15 protein-coding genes are annotated in these 17,169 nt (G+C 36.2%); 2 read left to right on the top strand and 13 right to left on the bottom strand.

Features of this window, described 5'->3' with window-relative positions; genetic code table 11:
• Nucleotides 1-71: 71 nt before the first annotated feature.
• The 7 genes from NST21_RS11055 to NST21_RS11025 all read right to left on the bottom strand — a co-directional run bounded on the left by NST21_RS11055 (nt 72) and on the right by NST21_RS11025 (nt 7,297).
• On the bottom strand, nt 72-446 hold the full coding sequence (locus NST21_RS11055; RefSeq protein WP_340889115.1) for an enoyl-CoA hydratase: 375 nt from the start codon (nt 444-446) through the stop codon (nt 72-74).
• 33 nt (nt 447-479) lie between these two features.
• The gene (locus tag NST21_RS11050) at nt 480-1,256 is read right to left on the bottom strand and encodes a helix-turn-helix domain-containing protein (protein WP_056528933.1); all 777 of its coding nucleotides are present in this window, start codon (nt 1,254-1,256) and stop codon (nt 480-482) included.
• 25 nt (nt 1,257-1,281) lie between these two features.
• Nucleotides 1,282-1,857 carry a LysE family translocator gene (locus NST21_RS11045; protein ID WP_056528935.1) on the bottom strand — a complete coding sequence of 192 codons (576 nt, stop codon included), beginning with the start codon at nt 1,855-1,857 and terminating at the stop codon, nt 1,282-1,284.
• Between the two features lie 274 nt (nt 1,858-2,131).
• Complete coding sequence (locus NST21_RS11040; RefSeq protein ID WP_340889114.1) at nt 2,132-2,776, bottom strand: MBL fold metallo-hydrolase; 645 nt, start codon at nt 2,774-2,776, stop codon at nt 2,132-2,134.
• A gap of 435 nt (nt 2,777-3,211) precedes the next feature.
• Nucleotides 3,212-3,595 (bottom strand): glyoxalase/bleomycin resistance/extradiol dioxygenase family protein, encoded by a 384-nt coding sequence (locus NST21_RS11035; protein ID WP_056528942.1) that lies wholly within the window; start codon nt 3,593-3,595, stop codon nt 3,212-3,214.
• A 696-nt stretch (nt 3,596-4,291) separates the two neighbouring features.
• The gene (locus NST21_RS11030) at nt 4,292-5,866 is read right to left on the bottom strand and encodes a bifunctional metallophosphatase/5'-nucleotidase (protein WP_340889113.1); all 1,575 of its coding nucleotides are present in this window, start codon (nt 5,864-5,866) and stop codon (nt 4,292-4,294) included.
• Nucleotides 5,867-6,316: 450 nt separating this feature from the next.
• Nucleotides 6,317-7,297 (bottom strand): NADPH:quinone reductase, encoded by a 981-nt coding sequence (locus NST21_RS11025; RefSeq protein ID WP_340889112.1) that lies wholly within the window; start codon nt 7,295-7,297, stop codon nt 6,317-6,319.
• 358 nt (nt 7,298-7,655) lie between these two features.
• Here NST21_RS11025 and NST21_RS11020 point away from each other — a divergent pair, with 358 nt between their 5' ends.
• Nucleotides 7,656-8,222, top strand: coding sequence for a TetR/AcrR family transcriptional regulator (locus NST21_RS11020; protein ID WP_340892502.1), 567 nt, complete (start codon nt 7,656-7,658; stop codon nt 8,220-8,222).
• A gap of 492 nt (nt 8,223-8,714) precedes the next feature.
• Here NST21_RS11020 and NST21_RS11015 read toward each other — a convergent pair whose 3' ends face one another.
• Nucleotides 8,715-9,161 (bottom strand): carboxymuconolactone decarboxylase family protein, encoded by a 447-nt coding sequence (locus tag NST21_RS11015; protein ID WP_340889111.1) that lies wholly within the window; start codon nt 9,159-9,161, stop codon nt 8,715-8,717.
• Nucleotides 9,162-9,355: 194 nt separating this feature from the next.
• Here NST21_RS11015 and pdxR point away from each other — a divergent pair, with 194 nt between their 5' ends.
• The gene (gene pdxR, locus NST21_RS11010; protein ID WP_340889110.1) at nt 9,356-10,756 is read left to right on the top strand and encodes a MocR-like pyridoxine biosynthesis transcription factor PdxR; all 1,401 of its coding nucleotides are present in this window, start codon (nt 9,356-9,358) and stop codon (nt 10,754-10,756) included.
• A 362-nt stretch (nt 10,757-11,118) separates the two neighbouring features.
• Here pdxR and NST21_RS11005 read toward each other — a convergent pair whose 3' ends face one another.
• The 5 genes from NST21_RS11005 to NST21_RS10985 form a co-directional block, all read right to left on the bottom strand.
• Entirely contained in the window at nt 11,119-11,424 is a 306-nt protein-coding gene (locus NST21_RS11005) for a hypothetical protein (RefSeq protein ID WP_340889109.1), read from the bottom strand.
• A 475-nt stretch (nt 11,425-11,899) separates the two neighbouring features.
• Nucleotides 11,900-13,177 (bottom strand): MFS transporter, encoded by a 1,278-nt coding sequence (locus tag NST21_RS11000; RefSeq protein WP_340889107.1) that lies wholly within the window; start codon nt 13,175-13,177, stop codon nt 11,900-11,902.
• Nucleotides 13,178-13,180: 3 nt separating this feature from the next.
• Entirely contained in the window at nt 13,181-13,789 is a 609-nt protein-coding gene (locus NST21_RS10995; RefSeq protein WP_201224903.1) for a PadR family transcriptional regulator, read from the bottom strand.
• 648 nt (nt 13,790-14,437) lie between these two features.
• Nucleotides 14,438-15,712, bottom strand: coding sequence for an IS110 family transposase (locus NST21_RS10990; protein ID WP_340888116.1), 1,275 nt, complete (start codon nt 15,710-15,712; stop codon nt 14,438-14,440).
• Between the two features lie 768 nt (nt 15,713-16,480).
• A complete protein-coding gene (locus NST21_RS10985; protein WP_252433474.1) occupies nt 16,481-16,948 on the bottom strand; it encodes a GNAT family N-acetyltransferase in 468 nt (155 codons plus the stop codon).
• Between the last annotated feature and the right edge of the window lie 221 nt (nt 16,949-17,169).

Genomic DNA, 17,169 nt, shown 5'->3' with positions numbered 1-17,169 from the left:
TAAAGTGTCTAACTTTTTGGGTTCACTTCAAACTTTCCAAGTTCTTTTTTCGTTTGTTGTAGAACTAGAAATTATAGTATCACTCCTGAAAAATCCCCTCTCAGCACTTCCTTCTGATTTTGATTTTTGCACAAAAAGCAGGCAGAAATATGTGTTCTATTAACCTGCTTTTCAAATTGCTCAATTGTTACTTCACAAATTATTGTATCATCAGTAAATACTGGTCTTAAAAACTCAAAATTCATTGTACGAGATAGTACGTTGTTATCGCCTCCTATTTTTGTTGGTAAGGTAGCGGTTAGTAATCCCTGTATTACAAGTCTTCCCTGTTCATCAGGAGTAACATGGTGAGAGCCTTCATCACCTGAGATTTTAGTAAACAATTCAACATCTTCTGCTGTGAAAGTCCGTTTAAATGTAATAATGTCGCCTACTTTTAAAGACAATTTTATTCCCCCTTTATTTTAAATCCATTTATCTCAATTTAAATGTGACATATATTCAAATGCTGTTGTTCCATATACGCTTTTAAAGTGTTTATTTAAATGGGTTAAATCAACAAAACCACATTCAGCTACTGCTGAATAAATATCTCGTTTTTTTTCTATTAACTGCTTTGCACGTTCTATCTTGCAGTTAAGAAAGTATTGGTATGGTGAAATTCCAGTATGGGCCTTGAATGATCTGATAAATTTAAATTTTGACAAATTAAGCTCTTTACATATCTCGTCAAGCTTAAGTACATTTTCTAAGTTGGTATGAAACATATCCTTTGCTTTTCTAATTAGAACGTTATCTTTCTTATAGTCTGTAGAAAGATTAGTTTGAATAAGGCTATCTGTGAGGGATAAAAGTAATTCACTGCACAAAGCCTCATCCTTTCCACTCAATATTGCATTAGAAAGATTTAATATTCTTTGTTCAAGTCTATTATCATACACAATAGGGTTTGAAAAACGTACTATATCCTTTTTCTCAATAACCTCTAAAAGCAATTGTGGCTCAATATATAGCATCACATAATCAAGGCCTGTCTCATCATGTGCCCTTCCGTCATGTGCCTGTTCTGGATTAAAAAGCATAACACCATTTTGATATGATAATTGTAAACTGCCATCCAGGTTATAATGTTGAATACCACGCAATGTTACACCTATTGCATACTCCTTGTGAGAATGCTTTTTATACGTAAAATCAGTCATACTTGCTGACAACGCAGTAATACCTGCCGATTTTTTATAGATAAATTTGTCCATTAAATTCACCTCTTAATTAGCTTACCTACATCCATATCATTATTGCAGCATAAACTAAAAACAATGCCATCATTACATTAACAGTTTTTTTATGCTTCTGTAAAAACTCCTTGAAGATTGCACCGAAAAGTACCCATGTAATAAATGCTAAAAATCCAATAACAGTTATAGCAATGACGCTTATTGTAACCGCAGGCTTTGAGACATAATAGGGCATAACATAGGTAGGAATTACAGTCATTGTAAATACTACCACCTTTGGATTTAAAAACTGCGTAAGGAAGCCTGACATAAACGTACCAGATTGGTTTACAGTTGGTTTTGAAGTATCCGTTTTGTAAACTTGATAAGCGAGATACAATATATAAAAGCTTCCGATTATCTGCATAACAATTAAAATTTTGGGTATTATCGTTACAAGTATAGTATTCAACATAGCAGAAATAACAAGTAATAAACCAAAAGCAATAGTTGCTCCATACGTATATTCCATTGCCTTTTTTGTCCCAGAATTATGCACTGTGGATAATATGACGATATTAGTAGGTCCTGGTGTAAAAGTAACAATAAAACAATACATAATAAAAGATGTAATATTCATGAGGAAAACTCCTTTCAAGATATCCTCATTTAACTGTACATCTTAAATTCAAATGGCATATAGTATATTATTGCAGGAGTATATAAAACTTCTATAAAGTTAACTCTACAAATTTAGGTAGGTTCTTCTTCAACTAATCTGCCCCTTTAGTCGCATAACAAAAAGGTTGCTTCAGCAACCTCCCTTATTGAAGTAAAGCACCTGTTAGTCAGAAACTCGCAACATTTTTATTAACATCGTGACTTTATTTTAAATCCACTGCTCAGCCTTAAATTCATTCATACAGCATAGTTACAACACCAGCATATTCTGACAAATTTTCTTTGGAAATATCCAATATCTTAACTTCGGTTGTTTGCTGTCCGGAAATCTGAAGAAACTTATCTACCTTTGAAAACATCAAGCCAACAACCGACAAAGCCTTTGTTCTATAGTGCATAGGAATTGTAATAGTAGATTTCAATTGATGCATTACTTGAGTAGCTTCTAGTGCATTAATCGTGAATGTACCTCCTACGGGAATGATGAGAATATCTACTTTTCCAATTTCCTTTACTTGTTCTTCTGATAATAGATGCCCTAAATCTCCACAATGACAAATAGTTAGACCGTCCATTTGGAAACGATATAAAATATTGGGGCCTCTCTTCTCGCCATTTACCTTGTCGTGAAATGTCTTAAATCCACTAATTCTCACATCATCGCGGATGTATTCCTTCGGCTCTTTAACAAGCAAGTAATCACCTGTTGCAGCTTGAATTTTACTGTGATCGAAATGATTATGTGTAACGGCAACTATATCTGGTTCAACAATCGGCATACGGTAGCGGATAAAGCGATAATATGGATCAATGAGAATCCTAGTTCCTCCTTCTGATGTCAGTAAAAAAGTAGAATGTCCATACCATTTTATTTTCATACTAAAATTCTCCTTACTATGCATTTAATTTAAAATTTTTAAAATCAAGCAACTTTTAATGAACCACTAAGACCAACCGGATTTAGAATCCCAGTATGTAAAGAAGATATCAGCACCTTCTTTTTCTAATTTGCGGCATTTAGAACCAATTCCTTAGCTATGGCTTACACCTGTAACTATGGCAACCTGTCCTTTTACCTTAGTAATAGCAAAACACCACCTTATAGAAATTTTTTCCATTCGTTATAATTCCATTATTCATGTAATAGTCCTTCTTCTACTAATCTACCCCTGTAGTTCCATTAGAAAAAGGCTGCCGCAGCAATCCCTATTAATGAAATAACACACACGTTAGTTTAAGTGATATATTTTACAAACTTCCTCTAATCCATTAAAAAGACGATGCCTTGTTAAGGCATCGAACAGTTTTAAAATTTATTCAATACTCTCATAGATTTCAATCAGTGAACCATCAGGATCTCTAAAATGAGCTACTTTAATTCCCCAGCCTTCTTGTGCAGAAGGCTTTGTTATGAATTCAACCTTTTCTTTTAATTCCTTATATTTCTCTTCAACATTATCGACCTTGAAAATTAAAGCAATTTTATCAGTATTATGAGTATAAGAGACGCTCTCAGCACCTATTGCTTCAAGCATTTGTTTCCTCTCAAACAGTCCTAAGGTACAACCTCTAAATTTAAATTCAGCATATAAAGAATCTTCATTTCCCCAAGTAACCTCAAACCCTAAAACATTTCTATAAAACGAAAAACATTCTCTATAATTATTTACTAATAATCGTGTGTGTGTCAGCTCCAAACTAATTCACTCCAATTCTTTTCTTTACTATGTAGACATATACCTAATTCCCTTTAGTTCCATACAAAAAAGAGCTGCTGATCAGCTCCTGGCATTGAAGTAAAGCACCTGTTAGTTGAAAAAGACTTATTGTAGAGTTGACATAAACTGCGCAACAAGAAATTAAAAGAGCTAGGTATATAATAGCTAACAAACTCGTTTTATCATTAACAATTACAAATCATAAGTACATTACCATCTTTGTCTTGAAAGTTAAAATAAGCAAATTCACCAATACGCTCTATTCTTTAACAATGAATATGTTATTACCTTTAATGAATTTATATGCTTCGTCTATATCTTTTACATAGAAATTAAACAATACATTATTGGATGGTTCGAATCTTAAATCCGGATACAAATGTATGGTCATCTAAAGTTAATCCAGTTTCACTTGTTACAGGAATATTGTAAACAGGCGATTCTACAGGGTCATTATTCTGAGAGATGCCAATGAGATTGGAATACCATTCAACTGATTTTTATAAATCTGTAACATGTATAAAAACATTGTTAACTTTGCGATAAATAGGAGAACTTGTTGATTTCATACTTTTCCACCTTTCTTTGAATCTTACCTAAAGAAATTCAACAAATCTCAAAAAATTCCTTTAGAGTTATTTCAGAGTTCGAATAAACCATGAATCAAAAAAGTAACTATTCGTGGGGATGCTTCTGTTGGATATAGTGTATAAGTGCAGTGACAACTTGTGGACCGGATTCTACGAGTCTACCTTGTTGCAATGCAGTGAAGTTATCACCGCCTGAAGCTAAATAATTACTAACCGCTACTTCATAATCGTTGTTTGGCTGAATCTCTTGACCCTTCCTGTCTTTCATCGCAACAATGCGGCTGCCAATTGGAGCATTGGAGTCCCAACTATACGTTAAACCAACCGTCTGTAACCTATTTTCATAATCTTTCGTCCACTGCTGTTCTAAAGCAAGTTTTATTTGGTCTCCTGTTAAGATTAACTTACTGACACTATGACCAAAAGGCAAGTCTGTATAAAGGTCTTCTACAGTGATATCCCCTTTTTTTAAATTTTTCCGCATTTCGCCTTGATGGACAAAAGCTATATCTACCCCCATCGCTTCCCGCTCAGATTCTGCAATCATTTTCGCTAATGGGGATTCACCGTTTGCATCTTGATTTCGTGTGATTTCTTCAGGCATTTCTCCTACTATCTGATTAAAATAGCTCCCTAATCTTTTTCTATATTTATTAAGAAGAGCAACCGTTTCTTTATCTGGTTTTATATGATCATGTGAAGTGACAATAATCTTTGCTTGTTTTTTAACAATATTATTAGTACGTGGGTCAATTTCAAGATTTACTTGAGAAAAAGCTTTCCCATTAGAATAAGCTTGAACGATCAGTTTACCCGCTACAACGGTATTGGCATATTCATGGCTGTGACCGGCAAAAATGACATCGACCTCATCATCGATTTTTGGAGCCATCTCCACTAAAGCTCCACTGGGATTTGCTCCTGTCTGATCTGATTTAGCTGAATCATGTGCCAGTACAACAATAACTTTGATCCCTTTTTCCTTTAAAAGCTTAACGGTTCGGTTAATAACTGAAACTTCATCCGTAATTTCTACTTCTTTTCGATTTTCAGGGGTCACATACAGGTTGGTCTCTTTTGTGACCACACCGATAAATCCAATATTAATTCCGTCAATTTGTTTAATAACGTACGGTGGTAACAAGGGAGTACCCGACTTTCTATCGATGATATTTGCAGAACTGTATGAAGTATTGGCACCTTGAAAATAACCTGTTTCTTTATTGAATCCTCCATAAATAAGGCGTTTCATTTCATTTACGCCTTGGTCTAATTCATGATTTCCAGGTGTCCCAACATCAAAGTGCAGGAGGTTTAAAAATTCAATCGTGGGTTCGTCTTGAAATTGAGAAGAGATTGGAGGACTTCCTCCTACCATATCACCAGCATGAACAAATAGTGTATTTGGGTTTTCTTGTATATATTTTTTTAAATAGGCAGCCAGGTATTCAGCACCCCCTGCCATGGTTCCTGAAACCCTTTGATACTTGTTTAGTTGGCCGTGAAAATCATTAACGCCTAACAATTGTACTTGAATGTAGCGGTTCGATGTGGAATGATTCATTGTGGAATGATTGGGTGAGAATGCTGTGATTTCATAAATTACGAAAATGATAAATACCAAGATGAGCAAAGAAGATATGACCTGAAATTTTGACAACTTCCGATCCCTCCCTCTAGATGTAAATTTAGAATAACTCTGGGATTTTAAATCCGTATTAAAGAATCGTAATTTTTTGTTATATTTAATATATTAATTGTTAAATTAACCCAGTACGTGCATATCTTTTTAAAATACTCATATGGCTTAACATTTAGAAATGTGTTAAGATTTTGACTAGCCCTATTGGAAATAAAATACAATTCTATTTAGAAAAACTCCAATATTTCTTCCATTAACCTGATAGTGAAAAAAACGTTGCTGCTAATTCAGAAACGCACCCGTTAGCCATCCATAAAGCGCAAAAACCGGCAGTTTTTCCTTTTTACTTTCTGTACCCCTTAAAGCGTTTTGTATGGAGATACATTTTATAAATCAATTTATAATTCCTTCTTTACAACGTAAAAGCACTCATTGTAATTGTATGAGTGCTTTTACGTTGTAGAATATTCATTCAATTATTAAAACAAGTTTACCATTACCTATACCTTTTGCTAGCTGTTCAAAGCCCTGCGCCACTTGTTGGAGCGGCAAAGTTGTACCAATAATCGGACGAAGCGCACCGCTTATTAGCATGCCTCTTACACCGTGAATACTTTGATCATATTCATCTTGTGGTGCGTTCCAAAGAGCTGTTGCAAAAATATCACATTCCTTTTGCATTGCAAGACGTGGATTTATTTCAACCGAACCGCGATTTCCAATAATTACAATTTTACCAAATGATGCAATCAGCTTTAAATCCGTTTCTAAATTAATATTTGCTAAAAACTCAATAATTACATCTGGCCCATCGCCATTTGTTAAGGCTAGCACATCTTCAATCGTTGCTTCTGTCACATGATCAATGACAACATCTGCACCAGCTTGCTGAACCATTTTTTTACCTTCTGGCTTACTAGCTGTTCCAATCACTTTAGCACCGTGAGATTTCGCCATTTGCACAGCCTGTAATCCAACCCCACCACTGGCTCCATGAATAAGCACGGTTTGACCAGGCTTCAGACAGGCACGTTGAAATAATGCACGATATGCAGTCATTGCCGGTACCCCTAATGCCGCACCTTGTTCAAAAGATACATGGTCTGGTAATAAATGAACCAAAGCTTCATCACATACTATTTTTTGTGCAAATGTGCCCGTACTATTACTTCTCATTAAGGACGCAATAAATACACGATCACCAACACGAACATTTGTGACTTCTTCTCCAACCGCCTCCACAATTCCCGCACCGTCTAAGCCTGGGGTATATGGTAATTGAGGTATATAAAACGCATATGTACCTGTTAATGTATAGGCATCACTCGGATTGACACCGGTTGCATATAAACGAACACATACCTTTCCCTTACCTGCTACTACTTCCTCAACGTCTGTATATACTAATTTTTCAGGTCCGCCAAACTGTGTAACTTGAATTGCTTTCATATTATCAACCTCCTGCATTTATTTTATATCGTTAAGTTAGAATTTACAGTTTAATTCAGGATTAAATTCTTGAACTCACAAATTCTTTACAGTCTATACTCCATCCTTTACACGTTGTTTATCAATAGCCTTTTTAATGAAAAGTTCACTAAGTGATGTCATTTTTGTGAGGTTTTATCTCATCTATAATCTCAAGAGAATCCATATCAGAGTCATAATAGATAGGTTCCCCTTATTTATTCAACGGTTCTTTGTTTGCTAAGCCGATGGCATCCCCTCTACTTATATGTCGAGTGTAAATAACAGGTATCCCTTGTTGACGGCATGTATGAACAAGAGTCTTGGCCTTTTGAACAAAATGGAAATAACGAAGGTAGACCCACGTGTTTTACGAACAAGAAGGCTTTTAATAGCTTCTTTTATTACAGTGGCACAAGTGAAGGAGTTTAAAGATATTACGATAAAAGAAATTACAGATGATGCAACCGTTAATCGCGCAACGTTTAATGCTCATTTCATTGATAAATACGATTTGCTCGATGCTGTTATATCAGAAAAAATAGTAAAAAGTATCCAGGAGAAGTTAAATTCTCATGATACTTTAAACGAAGATACAATTATAAAAATCTTTCTTGCGGTGACTAACTTTCAGACTGAGTTAAGTACACAATGCAGAAAGATTTATGAGTCTATTAGTGAGATAATAGAACAAAAAATTAAAAAGGAATTAGAAACGGTATTTTATGCCCTGCTCTTGAAACGCAATCTTCCAAAGGAGAAGGAAGCATTAAGAATTGGGGCAGTTATGCTGAGTTGGTGTATTTATGGAGCTTCTGTTGATTGGCAAGATAATAGCTCTATATCAGCAGAGCAATATATAAAAATAGCCATGCCCTATTTATTAAATGGGATGGCTGTTCATTAAAGGAAGGTTTTGACCTGCCTTTTTTAAATGTGTTAAGGTAATCACTTGATTTTACAGTTATGACCAATTCCCTTTTACTTATAAACCTCAATCCGAATATAAAGATAGCACAGATCAAGCTGGCGATATTATGATGGAATTATATCGTAAAAATTACAGAAGATGGGAACACTTTGACTATTGGAGATTTCGAAATCCCCTTAAAATAAAAAAGACACCATATTTAATATGGTGCCTCAGGCTGTCGACAAAGTCGACAGCTGTTTTTTGTATAAAGTTTAGCAACAATATATTGTGTCCTTCTGTAGCTTTGTAAAAAAGTTTGATTAAATTAACTCTATAAACCTTATAAATGAGCAAATATTAAAAGCGTGTTTTGAAAAAAAGATTGATCAAAACACGCTTTTAATATATTCAATTGAATCATTCTTTTATAAAAAAGTTTGATCATTTCTGTGATCCTTATTCCATTAAAGGGCCCGATTGCATTTCTTATTTTGCTGCAGTTGCGAAATTCCCCATTGAAATGGAGAGTCGATTCCAACTATTAATTTGATTGATCAAAATAACAAGATCTACATAGTCTTTTTCACTAAAATGTATACACACTCGATTATAAAGATCATCAGGTACACGCTTAGTTGGAACTAACGTCACATGTTCAGTTAATTCTAATGCCACTTTTTCAGCATCTGTGTAGAAATCGCATTCTCCCCATGCGCTGACGCAGTATAAACGCTGTTCCGTTTCACCCATTTTTCGAGCGTCAGAGGTATGCATATTAAGACAAAAAGCACAGCCATTAATTTGAGAAGCACGGATTTTAATTAGTTCACGTAGTTTACGGTCTATTCCAGTAGATTTAGTATACTTCTCCATTTCCATCATAATGTTAAGTGCTTCAGGTGCTACTTCAAGATAATTAATGCGTTGTTCCATTTCCATTCCTCCTAAAATAAATTGAAAGTTTATATTAACCAAAAACAGGAAATTATATTAATGAAGGACTTTTTGAAATTCCATGTTACATTCTCCTTTTCAACGAATTATATATAATACTATTATTCACTTTCATTGTCATTTCGGAAAGGTACAGTTTATAATATTTAAAAATGACAGATGAGGTGCGTAGAATGAAAGAACTTCTATTTAATGTTGATCGAAACAGCACTCTACCTATGTATCAACAAGTTTATCGCTATATTAAAGCCCAAATTGTCTCAGGTAAAATTGGAGAGAATTCGAAACTACCATCTGTTCGGCAGCTTGCAGAGATGTTACAAGTGAGCCGTAATACGTCACAGCTGGCTTATGAACAATTACAAGCAGAGGGTTACATTCGCAGTGAATATAAAAAAGGTTATTATGTACAAGCTTCTATTTCGGAACTATTACCTATTTCCGAGATAATACGTCATACCAAAGCATCATCTAAGAGTATTGTAAATCCTACAATTGATTTTCAAGCTGGAGCTGTGGATGGAAACAACTTTCCTCTAGCGAAATGGCGCTCTCTTTCGAATAAAGTCCTAAAAGATAATCTGATTTATCAATATGGAGAGAATCAAGGGGATTTATTATTACGAGAATCTTTAGCAAAGTATTTATTTCAATCAAGAGGGGTGAGAGCAAACAGTGAACAAATTGTTATTGGTAGTAGCACACAGCAACTTTTGATGATTTTATCAATCCTTTTAAAAGAAGAACATAATCAAATCGCTGTAGAAGATCCCGGATATAATGGTGCCAGAGAACTTTTTTTATTACAATCATATTCAGTTGTGCCCATACCTGTTAAAGAGGACGGTATTGACATCACACACTTAGATAAATGTAATGCCCGGTTAGTTTACGTAACACCATCACATCAGTTTCCACTAGGGATAACTATGCCTATCAACGAAAGATATAATTTAATTGAATGGGCTGAAAAAGTAAATGGGTATATTATCGAAGATGATTATGATAGTGAATTTCGCTATAAACAGCAGCCTATACCTTCATTACAAAGTTTAACAAACAGCGAGCATATCATATACTTGAGTACTTTTTCTAAGGCATTATTGCCTTCCATTCGGCTGAGCTATATGGTGCTACCAAAAGAATTACTAGTTAGATATCATCAAATTGCACCATTACTAGAGCAAACAGCTTCAACACTTCACCAACGTACAATATATCATTTTATAGAAGAAGGATATTGGTATGCACATTTACGTAAAATGAAAACAATATATAAACGGAAAATGAAGGTGTTATGTGACACCATTCAAATGTACTTTAATGATACTGTTACAATAATAGGTGGCTCCTCTGGTCTCTATATTGTTATTGAAGTTACAACAAAGCAAAGAGAAGAGTGGCTCGTCAAAGAAGCGCTCAAAAACGGCGTTAAAGTATATCCATGCTCCCCATTTCACGTAGAGAATTTTCCAAGTCACCCCACTATTCAGCTCGGTTTTGCCGGCTTAGAGGATTGTGAAATACGTAAAGGAATTGAAAAGTTAGCAGACGCTTGGTTAAATATAGTGTGAACAACATATTAATGAGTATTTTATTGAATTATTCATCCTTAAAAACAGCATTTTCCAGAAAATTAAAAGACCATCTCTTAAAAATTGATTTTCTAGGAGATGGTCTTTTACGAATATTTTTATCTATCTTTTTTGCAAATGATCAAAGTATTTTATTAATTTTCAGTCTTTATTTTAAATCTACACCAGTCTGTATTGTTCAACATACTAAGACCAATTGTAGAACAAAGATTAAACAGCACTCGTGAACCAACCTGCCCCTTTAGTTCCATTAGAAAAAGGAGCTGCCGATCAGCACCTGTTAGTTTAACAACATAGTTATTCTTCTCTATCAATTAATTTTTGGTCATGCACCTGTTAATTTAAAACCTAATTTTCTTCTTAGGTAGTTTATTTGGTATTTCTATTAGCTTTGCAACTTTTTTATCTTTGTTGAACCTTACATTGTTAAGCCAATATACGAAAGCCTTTCCATTAAAACAGACTCCAAAAATTTTTTCGCCTTCCTCACCTTCTCCTGCGACTTCCCAGTATGAATGCTTGTTTTCTCTGTCATATAACCATTTATCAAATTCTCTCTGCATTTGATGTATATTTCTCCCTACTTTTGCAAGACAACTTATATATTCAGTATCCTCTTCGTACATAAATTCGACTTTCACAATCATAAATATTTTTTCCTCTCTTGCTTTTTAAATTTTACTAAACTGCCCCGTTTGAGTCGAAATCTTCACAATCTCATATTTATCTTAATATAAATCTCCTGGTATCTTTAAGAAAATAGATCATCCAAATTATTTAGCGATAAAGCAACCATTTCCTTTAACATAGCCAATATTAAAGGCTAGATTTATGTCATTTTACCATATTACCTTATGGAACTATCCTGCCCCGTTAGCGCCATAAGAAAAAGGCTGCCTCAGCAACCTTCCTTATTGAAGTAAAGCACCCGTTAGTTCTATAAGAAAAGCGAACCTTATTCAAGAATCGCGCTCAATTGTGGAATACAATCTGATAGAGTTCAAGAATCATACTAATTTCATCTTGCTTTACTTTTTATGACCAATAAATTACGGTTGCTAAAAACCTCATCCCAACTTCATCGTTCATGTTCCAAAATAAATTGTATCATCATGTAACTTTTTAAGCTTGGAATTGTTTTTCCTGAATATCTTTTTGAACGTTTATTCTTCTCACGATAAAGATGAGGACAATTGCACCCAATAAGCAGGTTGCCCCTCCTGCTCCTATCAAGACGAAAGAAACTCCAAGCCATTTGGCAAGAAGGGATCCCACAGCAGGTGCAATAAGCATAGAAAAGGTTTGTAATGATGTGGCCGCAGCAGATACTCTGCCCATCATTTGCTTGGGTGTCTCCGATTGCAAGATAAATCCATAAGGGACCGACTCACCGGAGCCCATGAAACCAAGGAAAAATGCGCCAATCACCCAGGCTAATGCAGGAAGATCTACAATCTCCATACTACCAAGTCCCATTACAATGATTAATGAACCGCTAAAAAGTAATGCACTTGACATAAAATGAATAGGTTTTCTTTTCCAATGAGTCCAGTTGCCCATTAAAAGTGAGCCTGCTACGCTTCCCAGACCCACAGCACTAATCAGTAACCCAAAATTCCCTTGCGTGAAGCCAAGGTTTTGGGCAATAAATACGAATAGTCCATCGTACAGGAAAATGATAAAAAACGCTACAGAGGATAGGATAACTGAGCTTTTTAATAATGGGGTATATGAAATGTGCTTAATGCCATCTAATAGTTCATTCCAATAGTGACCATTATTCCTATTTTTCTTTTCAGATTTAATGTCAGCATTCATTTCTTTTTCATCCATGTTGGGAAGAGTTAATAAAATTAATATAGCGATGAAAAAACCTGCAGCTTCAAATAAGAATGGACTTTTTGCTCCAAATAAAGCTATGACGCCTCCTCCAAGTGCAGGACCAAGAATTTTCATCGTATTAACGGAAAGCTGGCTAAGTGTTACCGCCTCTGGAAGGTGGTTATCAGGGACCGTAAACCTAATCATACTTTGTCTTGCTGGGTCGTAAATTGCTGCGACTGTTCCCTTCAAAAACACAAATAATAAAAGGATATAAAGGTTAGGAGCAAAAAACAGCCCTCCTACAAACATGATCCTTAAAAATAAACAAATGATCATCATTTGCTTTTTTGGAAGTCGATCCACGAATACACTTGCAAAGGGACCTATGATGACCCAAGGTAGCCCTAATACAATGATCACTGCGGCAATGGCTGTTTCATCTAGCCCCCAATGGTAAGCAACAATAACCTGTAAAGCAATAAAATCGAGCCAATTACCCAGATCAGAAAATAGCTGCGCGCCAAATAATGAACGAAATGGACGGAATTTTAAAGGCTCAAATATTCCAGCTTTCATGAGTTATTTCTCCTTTTCTCCTTGGGTTGCCTCTCTTCGTCTTGCTAGCAGTTTTTCTGTATTCCCATTTGGATCCTGCCCTTTTGGAAGTTGATTATTTCCCAATGCATTTATCGATTCTTCAATCCATTTCAACTCAGCTTCCAGTCGTAATTCGGCATAGCGGATGGTTAGCATACCCACATTACTGATGTAAGAGCTTCCGTTTGTTGGCCAGGCTTTTACAAATTCAAGTAAATCTTCGGTTGTCTCTTTTCTTTTTAGTAGATGACTGATTAATACTGAACTTTCCATATCTTCGTGCCAAGTGGACATCTTCATTAATAATTCGTCTCTAATAATTGGGTAGGCAGGAGGGAGTCGAAGCCAGTTTTCAAATTCCTCCCACCCTTTTGGGGTAAGTTCATAAAGTTTCTTTTTACGTCCCTCTTCCTCTTGTTCAATAGGATAAACAAGTCCTTCTTCTTCAAGCTTCTTTAATTTCGGATAAATACTCCCATAACTCATTCCCCAGTATAAGCCGGCAGCTTTATGCTCAAACTCTGCTTTAATATTGTATCCTGTACTGGGCCAAAAGCTTAATATAGCAAGAATAGAACTTTCAATTGACATGTAACAATCCCCTTCCACATATCATAATGATATATCAAACTGATATATCATTATGATATGTCTAATAACAGGTAAAAACAACCATAAAATAAAAAAATTCCATAATTTTCAGAAAGTTATCTTTCAGTGATTCAATTTTTTAAGAGTTGTTGTTTACAATCCGGCCCAATTGTTCTAGCAGCACTCTTGAACTCCCTCAGTATGATAGCTATATCTCTCGAATGCTCACTTATTCGCAGGATTTCATAACCCTTGAAAATACATTAACGGTTAAAAGCAATGAGCTCAGATCATTTTGGTTTCATGGAGGCATAGTTAAATAAAGGAGTAATAGGAAACTCCATATTCTACCATATAATGCACATAATCTCCACGCCGCCCCTGGAGGCTTTCCCTCCCATGTCTCAACGGGTCATCGAAAAATATGCCCTCTCATTCCTTCGTCATGCCTATCCAAGGGGTGGAGGCCAGTTATGCTAACCTAATGGGTCGGTGCCCTTTTGTTCAAGAAATCTGGTACTCCGTGCATCTTTGAGATCCTACGAATAAGAAAACATTCGACAAAAGATAAGCTGAAAATAAAGTATTAATTATTTTCAAGTGAGGTTCCCTTCGAGAACCTGTAAAGCATGATTTATTCAATAAAAACTAGGCTGTTAGAGCTGAAAAAGGTTGTAATTTTTCTGGGGAATAAGATTCATTTCGTTTGGCTATGCCTACAAATACTCGAGCCAGTTTACCAACCAATTTCATAATTGATTTCATTTTCTTTATTTTTTTCACCTTAACATTATTAGCGTGCAACACTTTAAACTCAGGGTTATTCATGACAAGGCACATCGTCGCTAGGTATAAGAAACGCCGCAGTCTGGATCTCCCACGTTTAGAAATGACAATCTGACCTTTCCATTTACCAGAGCTCGCCTCGGAAAGATGTAACCCTGCATGACGAAGGAGAGAATTACCATGGGCGAATCCACTTAAATCTCCAGCTTCCCCTAAAATTCCAGCTAAAGAGATTTCACTGATCCCTTTAATAGCCAACAGTTTCTTTGCGAAAGGAATTTGTTGAAGCACGTTAGTGACTTCTTGTTCCACTCTTTCGAGTTGCGTTGTAGCTAGATCATACTCTTCCAGTAGTTGTTCTAAATGTAGCTTGTAAGCATCATGTGCTTGGTGGGATCCGATAGAGCGTTTAGCTAAATCTATAAGTTGATAAGCTTTTTTCAACCCAGGCTGACGCTTCATTACCGATTTCCATTTGGCTACAATATCTTGAGGTTGCATCGATCGTAACTCGATTGGTGTCGGAAACAAACGTAGAGTTGCGATTGCCCCTTTTCCTTTCACATCTTTAAACACTTGTCGTAGCTCAGGAAAGACAACATCTACCCATCGATTTAATTGATTAATAGAACTAACGAGACGTTTTACGATTACGTCACGGTTGGACATAAGAACTCGAAGTTTTTCGAAAGACTCTGAAGCCACATGAACAAAAGAATAGTATCCATTCTTGACCATATCCGCAATCACGAGAGCGTCTTTTTTATCACTTTTGGACTGAGTGTTATCTCGATTTTCTTTATTTCTTTTTACAAGGTGAGGATTGACTGTTACGACATCAACCTTTTCGTTAGATAACCATTTCGATAGATTAATCCAGTAATGACCTGTAGGTTCCATACCGACAATAGTTGTGTCTAATCTGTTTTTACCTTTTAGTTTATTAATCCATTCTAGAAATCTGTTAAAGCCTTCTTCGTTATTTTCAAAAGTAAGAGGATCACCTACCACGATTCCTCGATAATTTACAGCTCGAGCAACGTGAAATTGTTGGGCGATATCCACGCCAACAACGAGATGTCGATCAGAAATTCGTTCAATGAGTTGATTTTGTTTGTCCTGCATTTTAAAATTCATATTAGGGTTCCTCCTAAGGTTTTGAGTTAGAGTGATGTCTTACTCATATCTTACTGAGGAGCCCTATTTTTTTCAAAGTTAATAATTAACGCTCTACAGGAATGCTAACCTGCCCCTTTAGTTTAAGTACATTCTTTCACAATCTCAATAGGGTAGAGCCTTTTTAGACACAATCCAATCACCTACAAAATAGAGTTCATAATGTCCATATGACTTGTATCAGAATGCTTATCGTTGTAAATACGCATTTTCCTGATGCTACCCCCTATTAGGGGTACCGCCAACATTTCGGAATTTTTGTACGCTAAGAAATTTTCAAAGTGGAAAATAGGTGATTTACGTACGTTAAGATAGTTTCATAAAGGGTGTAACTGATACTTTGATTTTGGAACACCTTTTGGTACTAATATTTAGCCTGGATTGAGTTTAAATGCATCAGTACCATAAACGAACGTTAATGGAACACCCCTTTTATATCAACATTTATATCCTTAACGTACAATTTTGCCAAAATGCTGTCTGGACCCCTATTATTGCTATCACTAGCCCTAAGTCAATCTTTTTCCAGTTCGGGTGGCGGTAGAATAAAAAATCCCCCTACGAAAGTGGGAGGATTACAATTTTGGTGGTGCAGGGGAATCCTTGCCCCACCTGCCTCGGCGAATGCCGAGAGGCTATTCTACTAAAGAGCGACCCTATTGGTGGTTTTCTACTTATACTGTCATTGGTGAGTGCAATTCTCGTTGCACCGTCGGCCCGGCACCGGATTCAGACCAGTTCCATCTTGACGATTTCCAACGAAACCGCCGCTCCGCCTTGCGAGAAAGTGCCTGTTCCCGTCTCAACAAAGCCCAATTTGCGATAGAAATCCCGCGCCGTGGTTGTGGCTTCTAAGTAGATCCGTGTCTTCCCATTCTTTCGAATGTGCCCGATGACCTTCACCATCAAGGCTTTACCGACTCCTGAACCCGCTGCCGCTCCGGAGACAAAGAGTTTGGTTACCTCGTTGCCCTCCACTTCGACGAAACCAAGGATTTTCCTGTCCGACACGGCGACCCAAAGCTCCCCGCGTTCTATGGCAGGGAGGTACATGTCCGGGTCCCTCCCATCCAGCCACATGTTGATCTGCTCTTCCGTGTATTGCTCTGAGCAGAGGTTGCGGACTGAATGACGGTGAACATTGAAAATCTCTTTGCGGTCCTCAGGGGTGGCAAGGCGTATAGCGAAATCCGTCATGAAATCTCCTCCAACTTACGACTGTAATTTTTGAAAATAAACTTATATTCTTATTCCTAATTATAGGATTAAACCATATATAAATAAAATGAAAGTTTCCTGTCTAACTTTATGGGGTCAGTTCATACCTGCTACTCGACTTATCCTTATTCAGCTAACCTGCCCCGTTAGTGCCATAAGAAAAGCTGCCTTAAAGGCAGCTCCGTTCCTCAGCTAACGCA

It is taken from the genome of Peribacillus sp. FSL K6-1552 (assembly GCF_038005205.1).
In the GTDB taxonomy this organism is placed as follows: domain Bacteria; phylum Bacillota; class Bacilli; order Bacillales; family DSM-1321; genus Peribacillus; species Peribacillus butanolivorans.
The sequence above is the reverse complement of the archived record's forward strand: the minus strand, read 5'-3'. Positions and strand labels throughout refer to the sequence as shown.

Bases quoted from the DNA above. Each gene is read 5' to 3' on its own strand.
- NST21_RS11050 (WP_056528933.1), bottom strand. From the start codon at position 1,256: ATGGACAAATTTATCTATAAAAAATCGGCAGGTATTACTGCGTTGTCA.
- NST21_RS11045 (WP_056528935.1), bottom strand. From the start codon at position 1,857: ATGAATATTACATCTTTTATTATGTATTGTTTTATTGTTACTTTTACA.
- NST21_RS11040 (WP_340889114.1), bottom strand. From the start codon at position 2,776: ATGAAAATAAAATGGTATGGACATTCTACTTTTTTACTGACATCAGAA.
- NST21_RS11025 (WP_340889112.1), bottom strand. From the start codon at position 7,297: ATGAAAGCAATTCAAGTTACACAGTTTGGCGGACCTGAAAAATTAGTA.
- NST21_RS11020 (WP_340892502.1), top strand. From the start codon at position 7,656: ATGGAAATAACGAAGGTAGACCCACGTGTTTTACGAACAAGAAGGCTT.
- NST21_RS11015 (WP_340889111.1), bottom strand. From the start codon at position 9,161: ATGGAACAACGCATTAATTATCTTGAAGTAGCACCTGAAGCACTTAAC.
- pdxR (WP_340889110.1), top strand. From the start codon at position 9,356: ATGAAAGAACTTCTATTTAATGTTGATCGAAACAGCACTCTACCTATG.
- NST21_RS11005 (WP_340889109.1), bottom strand. From the start codon at position 11,424: ATGATTGTGAAAGTCGAATTTATGTACGAAGAGGATACTGAATATATA.
- NST21_RS11000 (WP_340889107.1), bottom strand. From the start codon at position 13,177: ATGAAAGCTGGAATATTTGAGCCTTTAAAATTCCGTCCATTTCGTTCA.
- NST21_RS10995 (WP_201224903.1), bottom strand. From the start codon at position 13,789: ATGTCAATTGAAAGTTCTATTCTTGCTATATTAAGCTTTTGGCCCAGT.
- NST21_RS10990 (WP_340888116.1), bottom strand. From the start codon at position 15,712: ATGAATTTTAAAATGCAGGACAAACAAAATCAACTCATTGAACGAATT.
- NST21_RS10985 (WP_252433474.1), bottom strand. From the start codon at position 16,948: ATGACGGATTTCGCTATACGCCTTGCCACCCCTGAGGACCGCAAAGAG.